Origin of the sequence: Kitasatospora sp. NPDC048407 (genome assembly GCF_043200475.1) — a bacterium.
Taxonomy (GTDB): Bacteria; Actinomycetota; Actinomycetes; order Streptomycetales; family Streptomycetaceae; genus Kitasatospora.
In genome coordinates, this window is sequence record NZ_JBICXW010000027.1 from 76,693 (window position 1) to 84,557 (window position 7,865).

General features: G+C 69.9%; 6 protein-coding genes. 4 read left to right on the forward strand and 2 right to left on the reverse strand.

Annotated features, from left to right (window positions below; genetic code table 11):
* Positions 1-79 precede the first annotated feature (79 nt).
* Positions 80-1,072, forward strand: coding sequence for a type I pantothenate kinase (coaA, locus tag ACGFWJ_RS32500; RefSeq protein ID WP_387644509.1), 993 nt, complete (start codon positions 80-82; stop codon positions 1,070-1,072).
* A gap of 21 nt (positions 1,073-1,093) precedes the next feature.
* On the opposite strand, the gene ACGFWJ_RS32505 is transcribed toward coaA, so the two are convergent.
* Complete coding sequence (locus ACGFWJ_RS32505; protein ID WP_392955839.1) at positions 1,094-2,155, reverse strand: glycoside hydrolase family 26 protein; 1,062 nt, start codon at positions 2,153-2,155, stop codon at positions 1,094-1,096.
* 31 nt (positions 2,156-2,186) lie between these two features.
* Positions 2,187-3,098: a hypothetical protein gene (locus ACGFWJ_RS32510; RefSeq protein WP_392955841.1), complete on the reverse strand. Its 912-nt coding sequence runs from the start codon at positions 3,096-3,098 to the stop codon at positions 2,187-2,189.
* Between the two features lie 376 nt (positions 3,099-3,474).
* On the opposite strand from ACGFWJ_RS32510, the gene ACGFWJ_RS32515 reads away from it, so the two are divergent.
* From ACGFWJ_RS32515 to ACGFWJ_RS32525, 3 genes are read left to right on the forward strand one after another with little or no spacing between them, the layout of a single operon-like run.
* The gene (locus ACGFWJ_RS32515) at positions 3,475-4,935 is read left to right on the forward strand and encodes a glycosyltransferase family 2 protein (RefSeq protein WP_392955849.1); all 1,461 of its coding nucleotides are present in this window, start codon (positions 3,475-3,477) and stop codon (positions 4,933-4,935) included.
* The gene (locus ACGFWJ_RS32520) at positions 4,932-5,942 is read left to right on the forward strand and encodes a glycoside hydrolase family 26 protein (RefSeq protein ID WP_392955843.1); all 1,011 of its coding nucleotides are present in this window, start codon (positions 4,932-4,934) and stop codon (positions 5,940-5,942) included. The genes ACGFWJ_RS32515 and ACGFWJ_RS32520 overlap by 4 nt, the downstream gene beginning before the upstream one ends.
* A complete protein-coding gene (locus ACGFWJ_RS32525; protein WP_392955845.1) occupies positions 5,942-7,702 on the forward strand; it encodes an ArnT family glycosyltransferase in 1,761 nt (586 codons plus the stop codon). The genes ACGFWJ_RS32520 and ACGFWJ_RS32525 overlap by 1 nt, the downstream gene beginning before the upstream one ends.
* The last annotated feature ends 163 nt before the right edge of the window (positions 7,703-7,865 follow it).

A 7,865-nucleotide genomic window follows, 5' to 3' on the forward strand; every position in this document is an offset into this window, starting at 1 on the left:
GTGTTCGAGCCCCGGCTGGTCGGATGACCACACCGGGTGACCGACACCACAACACCCGGCGGCCCGGACACGGCTCACAATGGACCCTGTGCTGACCGAACTCTGTACGAGGGGCGCGCCCGCCGCACCCACCCCCTCCCCGTACGTGGATCTGGACCGCGCCGAGTGGAGCGCGCTGCGCGAACGCACGCCGCTGCCGCTCACCGCCGACGAGGTCGAGCGCCTCCGCGGCCTCGGTACCGCGCTGGACCTGGACGAGGTCCGCGACGTCTACCTGCCGCTGTCGCGCCTGCTGAACCTGTACATCCACGCCACGCACGAGCTGCGCGGCGCGCTGGGCACGTTCCTGGACACCCCCGACACCGAGCGGGTGCGCACCCCGTTCATCATCGGCGTGGCCGGGTCGGTGGCGGTCGGCAAGTCCACCACGGCCCGCCTGCTGAAGGCGCTGCTCGCCCGCTGGCCCGAGCACCCGCGGGTCGAGCTGGTCACCACCGACGGCTTCCTGCTACCCAACGCGGAACTGCGCCGGCGCGGCCTGATGGCCCGCAAGGGCTTCCCGGAGTCCTACGACCGGCGGGCGCTGATGCGCTTCGTCGCGGACGTGAAGGCCGGCAAGGAGCGGGTCACCGCCCCCGTCTACTCGCATCTGGTGTACGACATCGTGCCGGACGAGCAGCTGGTGGTGGAGCGCCCCGACATCCTGATCGTCGAGGGCCTGAACGTGCTTCAGCCGGCCCTGCCCGGCACCGACGGGCGGACCAGGATGGCGGTCGCCGACTACTTCGACTTCTCGATCTACGTCGACGCCCGCACCGACGACATCGAGGCCTGGTACCTGGACCGGTTCCGCAAGCTGCGCGAGACCGCCTTCCAGGACCCCAACTCCTATTTCCGGCGCTTCACCGAGGTGCCCGAGGAGGAGGCGATGGACTACGGCCGGCAGGTCTGGCGGACCATCAACCGGCCGAACCTGCTCGAGAACGTCCTGCCCACCCGCGGCCGGGCCACCCTGATCCTGCAGAAGGGCGCGGACCACAAGGTCCGCCGGGCGCTGCTGCGCAAGCTCTGACGCCGCGCCCCGGACGGGGTGTCAGGACGGCCGCTGCGCCACCGGCCAGGAGCGCAGCGGCAGGGTCGCCAGGCCGTCCGCGAACGCCTTGCGGGTGGCCTGGTCGGCGGCGAAGCGGTAGTCGTACCGGCCGCCCTCCTCGACGCTGTGCTCGAACCAGACGAAGCCGGGCACCTTCGGGTGCTCGGCGATCCACTCGAACATGTCGGTGATCCAGCCGGCCTTGTTCGGGTCCGGCATCGCCCCGGTCTCCGAGATGAACACCGGCTTGTCGGCGATCTCCCGCAGCCGGATGTAGGTCGGGTCGAGGATCTCGGAGGCGGTGTTCTCGCCCAGGCCGTAGGCGTCCATGCCGAGCCAGTCGACGTACGCGTCGCCCGGGTAGAGCTTGTTCAGGTCGCCGGAGGCGCCGCGCAGCACGTTCGGGCTCCACAGCCATATGACGTTGTCGACCTTCTCGGCGGCGAAGATGTCGTGCACGTGCCGCCAGGCCGCCGCGTAGTCGCCCGGCTTGTTGCCGTTGGCGTTCACCGACCACGGGTACCAGTCGCCGTTCATCTCGTGCGCGAACCGCAGCACCACCGGCCAGCGCTGGTCCCGCACCCCGCGGGCGAAACGGGTGATGTAGGCGTCGAACGCGCCGTCGGCGATCCGGCGGCTCGCGTACCACGGCTGGCCGGCCTCGAACGGGGCGTCGCCGGGCTCCCAGGTGAGCATCGGCACCGCACCCTGCCGGTATATCTCCTGGACCGTCGCCGGATCGAACTCCTTGCGCCAGTCCAGGAAGTACTGCAGCATCGTGGGCCGCTTCCCGGCCGCCGCGGCGACCGCGTCGGTCTCGGCCGCCGACGGCGTCCGGTAGGTGCTCGCCCCGAAGAACACGCCGGAGGCCGCCAGCAGGTCGGCCTTGGTCGGCGGGGCGGCATCCACGGGGGCGGAGGGGGACGACGATTCGCTGTCCGGCGGCGCGCCGAACATCGCACCGGCCGGACCGGTGCCGTCGGACACCGTGCCCGAACAGGACACGCCGGCCATCATCAGGACCAGCGCCGCGGCGCCGCGGCACCAGGACCGGCGGTTCATCCGTCCATCCCCCCTCAGTCCCGATCGCTCGTCAGGACCCCTTGGTCAGCAACTGGTCGAAGTAGCTGTCGAGTTCCTTGCTCGAACTCTGCGCCACCGGGTCCTGGGCGCCCGCACCGCCGCTGATCGGGCCGGCCACCGTGAACACCACGTAGCGGCCCTCGACCCGGTTGGTCAGCGAGCAGGCCACGTCGCGGCAGAACTCGCCCACGTTGTCCTTGCCGAACAGCGGCTGGATCTGGCCCTTCATGCCGGCGCCGACCTTGGCCGCGTCGGCCTCGCTCTTGAACACCGCGACGCCCACCGTCACCGCCGTGTTGCCGGTGAAGTAGGTGCCGCGCATCAGCTGGACGCAGCCCGCGTTGGTGAGGACGTCGCCGAGGCCCGCGCCGGTTGCCTTCCAGCACGGATTGTCGGTGGTGGTGGACTTGCGGACGTAGTTGTGCCCGCCGATGTTGAGCGACTGGTCGGCGAACAGGGCCTCGGCGGTGATCGCCGGCGGGAGCTGCTTGGTGGTCGGGGAACCGCTCCCCGACGGCTTGGCGGAGTTGGTGGGCGACACCGGGGCGGAACCCGACTGGGAGGCCACCGGGTCGTTACTGGGCTTGTCGTCCTGGCTGAGCACCGCGATGGCGGCCGCGCCCGCACCGAGCACCACCACGCCGATGCCGATGCCCAGACCCGTCATCAGGCGCTTGCGGCGCACCTGCGCCTCGCGCTGGTCGGCCAGTTGCTGCCAGTCCGGCTCGAACTGCTGCTGGGCAGGCGGCGGCCCCGGATAGGGGTACTGTGTCTGCTGCTGCCACGGCTGAGGCTGCTGCGGGAACGGCGGCGCGCCTTGGACCGGCGGCTGACCAGGCATCTGCTGGGGTGCGCCGAACGGCTGTTGCGGCTGGCCACCCGGAGTGTTCGGACTCTGCGGTACACCCATCCCATCGCTCATGTGCGTGAATGCTAGGGCATCTGCGGGCTTTCGGTGATGCCGCCTCCACACCCAACCGAAATGTCCCGCTTTCCCCCGCGCATCGCCGCCACCGTGATGGAAACGTCATTACGCAGCCCCGGGACGGCAAAGTCATTCGGATAAGCTCGACCGGCCGCCGGTTCGCGCCAACCGCCGTACGGGCAGGCCGAGTCAAGTCCAAAGCACGGCCACGGGGGCCCTCTTGTCCAGCAATACCGAGTCGACACGTCGCACTCAGCGTCGCGGCCCCGTCCCCGCCCAGCGCCGGCGGAAGCCCGCGGCGGCGCCGCCGCAGCTCGGGCTGCTGCCCAAACCCCCGAGCGACAGCGAGAAGTTCGCGTACGCCAAGCGCCACCTGTGGGTCCTGACGCTCAGTTCACTGATCAGCTTCGGCTGCCTGGTTGCCAGTCAGGTCACCCTGGTGACGAGCGCGCCGTGGCTGTGGATCTACTCGCCGTTCCTGCTGTTCACCGTGGTCTACTACCTGATCTCGCTCCGGGTCACCGGCCTCAACGGCGACTTCGACCTCAAGGGCCACCGCCAACTGGTGCGCTCCTGGCGGCCGGAGGAGTACCCGACCGTCGACGTCTTCCTCCCGGTGTGCGGCGAGCCGATCGAGATCCTGCACAACACCTGGAAGCACGTCCGGGAGATGGCCGACAACTACCCCGGCCTGTGCATGCCGTACGTGCTCGACGACTCGGACAGCCCCGAACTCGAAGCCATGGCCCTCGACTTCGGCTTCCGCTACGGCACCCGGCCGAACCGCGGCTGGTTCAAGAAGGCCGGCAACCTGCACTTCGGCTTCGGCAACTCCGACGGTGAGTTCATCCTCATCCTGGACGCCGACTTCACACCGCGCGCCGACCTGCTGGCCGAACTCCTCCCGCACATGGACGCCGACCCGAAGCTCGGCATCGTGCAGTCCCCGCAGTACTTCCGGGTGCTGGACTCGCAGAGCTGGGTGGAGCGCGGCGCCGGCGCCGTCCAGGAGCTGTTCTACCGCTCCGTGCAGGTCTCCCGGCAGGCCCGGGACGGCGCGATCTGCGTCGGCAGCTGCGCCATCTACCGGCGTGCCGCGCTGGACGAGAACGGCGGCACCACGCTGATCGAGCACTCCGAGGACGTGCACACCGGCTTCGACCTCCGCCGCCTCGGCTGGGGCCTGAAGTACGTGCCGCTGGCGCTGGCCACCGGCGTCTGCCCGGACACCGCGGGCGCCTTCTACAACCAGCAGTACCGCTGGTGCTCCGGTTCGATGAGCCTGCTCGGAAGCCGCAAGTTCTGGGACACCAAGCTCCGTTGGAGCAGCCGGCTCTGCTACATGTCCGGGTTCTTCTACTACATCCACACCGCGATCTTCATCTTCCTGGCGCCGGTGATCCCGCTCGTGCTGCTGATCTGGCACCCGGAGATGTTCCTGGTCGAGCGGCTCTGGCTGGTGCTGCCCAGCCTGGTGTACACCACGGTGATCTTCCCGCTCTGGCACCGCGTCCCGTACCGCCTGGAAGCCTGGTCCTGCCGGATGATGTACGGCTGGGCACACTTCTTCGCCATCTGGGACATCCTGCGCCGCAAGCGGATGTCCTGGCAGCCGACCGGCTCCAGCACCGCCAAGAAGAACCGCACCCGCCGGCTGTGGCTGGGCCTGTCCGTCTGGGGCGGCGGCACCGCGCTCGCCTGGGTGGGCACCGCCGTGTGGCGCATCGTCACCGGATACCCGCCGGACTACGCCCTGGTGCTTGCCTCCGGGCTGTTCTACGCCCTGGTCGTCGGCCGCACCCTCCTCCAGCCCCGAAGCGAGAAGGCCGCGTGAATCCGACCTACCGAGCCAGAACCGCCACCTGCCTGCTGCTGGCAGGCCTGCTCGCCCTGCTGCCCGGCTGCACCCGCTCCGGCCCGTCCGCCGGCCACGACGCGTTCGGCCCCGGCGACACCCAGGTCGCCTCCGCCGACCCCAGCCAGGCCCCGGCCGACACGACCCCGCTGCTGCAGCCCGCGAAGAAGTACTTCGGCGTCGCCCTGGACGGCGCCCCGGCCTCCATGGACCCGGTGCAGAAGTACACCGAGATGGTCGGCAAGCAGCCCAACCTCATCGAGAACTACGCCAGTTGGGGCGACCAGTTCGACTCCACCGGCGTCCGGCTCAGCTGGCAGAACGGCGCCCTGCCGTACATCGCCTGGGAGCCCTACAAGACCCCGCTGGCCGACATCGCCAAGGGCAACTCGGACGCCTACATCAAGACGTTCGCCACCGCGGTGCAGAAGACCAACGTCCCGGTGGCGATCAGCTTCGCCCACGAGATGAACGCCCACTGGTACGACTGGGGCACCAAGACCAACAGCGCCGAGGACTTCGTCGGGGCGTGGCGCCGGATCCACGACATCTTCCAGGACCGCGGCGCGTCCAACGTCATCTGGGTGTGGAGCCCGAACATCATCAACCCGGTGAAGAGCGTCGCCCTGCAGCCGTACTACCCCGGCGACGGCTACATCGACTGGGTCGGCATGATCGGCTACTGGACCGAGTGCTGCGACAAGAACTTCGATCAGGTCTACGGGCCGACCATGGATCAGATCCGCGGCTTCAGCAGCAAACCGTTCATCATCAGCGAGACCGCCGCCGAACCCGGCAAGAAGGCCTCCTCCTTCGTCGACGAGCTGTTCAGCGGTGTGGAGAAGCACCCGGACGTCCTCGGCTTCATCTGGTTCAACATCAGCAAGCGCGCCGACTGGCGGCTGGAGAAGACGCCCAGTTCCCTGGCCGCCTTCAAGCAGCACGCCGCCGACCCGCAGTACGGCTTCGATCCGAGAAAACCCTGATGACGCAGCAGCGCGACGACGCAATCACCTCGCAGGCCCCGGCCGACCAGCAGGATCGCTACCCCGCGGAGCAGAACTTCGGCTGGTTCGGCGGGAGCCACCCGGCCGAGCCGCAGGAGCAGCAGCAGGAGCAGCAGCAGGAACCGGAGGCGGCTCCGGAGCCGAAGGCGCCCGAACCCGGCTACACCCTGCCCGACGTCCCCGACGTCGGCTGGGACCCGCTGCCGAGCAGCCGCCGCACCTGGGTCAGCCGCCTGGTCCTGCTCGGCATCCTGCTCGCCCAGGCCCTGCTGACGCTCCGTCTGAGCAACAGCGCCTTCGAGGACGAGGCGCTGTACCTGTACGCCGGCCACCTCCAGCTGCACCACCTGAACGGCGGCGCCCCGCTGCCGGACTCGTTCGCCGCGTACTTCTCCGGCTCGCCGCTGCTGTACCCGCCGCTGGCCGCCGCATTCGACACCTGGTTCGGCCTGGCCGGAGCCCGCGGCCTGTCGCTGGGGTTCATGCTGGGCACCACCGCGCTGCTGTACATGATGACCCGCCGGCTGTTCAACGAGCGGGTCGCGCTGGTCGCAGCGGGCTGCTTCGCGGTCACCCAGTCCACCCTGTTCATGGGTGCGCTGGCCACCTACGACGCCGCCGCGCTGTTCCTGATCGCAGTGGGCGCCTGGCTCGCGGTGCGCACCGCCCGGAACGGCTGGTGGCTGAGTGCCCTGACCATCCCGCCGGTGCTGGTGCTGGCCGTCGCCGTCAAGTACGCCGCGCTGATGTACGCCCCGATCGTGGTGGCGCTGGCCTGCCTGGCCGCCGTGCCGTACCACGCCTGGCGGTCGCTGCTGCGGGCGTTCCTGATCCCGGCCGTCGCGGTCGGCGGCGCCTACACCGCGCTGCGCCTCACCGGCTCGGACATCCTCAAGGGCCTGCAGTCCACCACTACCGGCCGCGCCACCGGCCACGGCGTCCGGCTGGACATGCTCCGCGACTGCGCCGAGTGGGGCGGCCTGCTGTTCGCCCTGGCGCTGCTGGGCACCGTGCTGTACGCCCTCAAGGGCCGCATGAGCGAGGCCCCGACCATGCACGCCGTCCGGGTGCCGCGCCGGCTGTGGCGGATCCTGATGGGCCTGCTGCTGACCAGCACCGCGGTGCTCGCACCGGCCTACCAGATCTGGATCCACGAGAGCGTCTCGCTGCACAAGCACATCGGCTACGGCCTGTTCTTCGCCGCCCCGATGGCCGCCCTGGGCATCACCCGCGTGGTCGGCTCGCACTTCCGGCACCCGCAGCTGGGCATCCTCGCCTGGGTCGTCCTGCTGGTCCTCGGCATGGTGCAGTCCAACAGCCTGTACCACGCCTGGCCGAACTCCACCCAGCTGATCGCCACCCTGGACCGGCAGCTGGTGCCCAACGGCCACTACCTGGTCGAGGCGAACTCGGTACCCCGCTACTACCTGCAGGACAAGGTCGAGTTCGGCCAGTGGACGTCGACGTACACCATCAGTTACCAGACCAAGGACAAGAAGGTCGTCACCGGCGAGGCGGGCTTCAAGGCCGCTCTCACCGACGGCTACTTCGACGTCGTGGTGTTCGACAAAACGGTCACCGGCGCGCTCGACGAGAAGCTCGTCAAGCAGCTGCGCGCCGAGGGCAAGTACCGCCTGCTGGTCAGCATCCCGTACCACAACACGTACGGCAGCGGCTTCTACCAGGTATGGATCCCGGTGAAGAAGAACCCTGCCGCGCAGCAGCAGCCGCAGCCGTAGGCATGTGGCGCAACAGTCGGGGGGGGGGGGGGGGGGGGGGGGGCCCCCCCCCCCCCCCCCCCCCCCCGCCGCCCCCCCCCCCCCCACCCACACCACCCCCCCCCCCACCACCCCCACGCACCCCCCCCCCCCCCCCCCCCGCCGCCGCCCCCCCACCACCCAC